Origin of the sequence: Bacillus sp. SIMBA_074 (genome assembly GCF_046534555.1) — a bacterium.
GTDB lineage: Bacteria > Bacillota > Bacilli > Bacillales > Bacillaceae_G > Bacillus_A > Bacillus_A mycoides.
Window position 1 is genome coordinate 1 of record NZ_JAWRYM010000111.1, and the last position, 468, is coordinate 468.

Below are 468 nucleotides of genomic sequence, written 5' to 3' on the forward strand. Positions count from 1 at the left end.
GGTTCGAGTCCTTCATGGCTCACCAGTTTTTACCCCAAAACATGTGCCCTTAGCTCAGCTGGATAGAGCGTTTGACTACGAATCAAAAGGTCGGGAGTTCGAATCTCTCAGGGCACGCCACTTTACCCCAAAAAGTGAAGCGTTGTAGCGTACTCCGAGTACTTTTCGGGGGCCCCACAACAAAAGTAATGTCGGGAAGTAGCTCAGCTTGGTACAGCACTTGGTTTGGGACCAAGGGGTCGCAGGTTCGAATCATGTCTTCCCGACCAGTTTTAATCCTTCACTTGTTGCCTTTTTTTGAGTTTCTTTGCGGGTGTAGTTCAATGGTAGAACTCCAGCCTTCCAAGCTGGTCGCGTGGGTTCGATTCCCATCACCCGCTCCATAATTAAACGTTAGGCGAGTGACCACTATGGTCGCTCGTTTTTTTATGCTCACGAAAATAACCTCCAGGAAGGGCTCGGCAACCC

3 tRNA genes are annotated in these 468 nt (G+C 49.8%); all 3 read left to right on the forward strand.

Annotated features, from left to right (window positions below):
• Window positions 1-43 precede the first annotated feature (43 nt).
• The 3 genes from SB773_RS30040 (at window position 44) to SB773_RS30050 (ending at window position 383) form a co-directional block, all read left to right on the forward strand.
• A tRNA-Arg gene (locus SB773_RS30040) sits at window positions 44-120 on the forward strand.
• 72 nt (window positions 121-192) lie between these two features.
• A tRNA-Pro gene (locus SB773_RS30045) sits at window positions 193-269 on the forward strand.
• 40 nt (window positions 270-309) lie between these two features.
• Window positions 310-383, forward strand: a tRNA-Gly gene (locus SB773_RS30050).
• The last annotated feature ends 85 nt before the right edge of the window (window positions 384-468 follow it).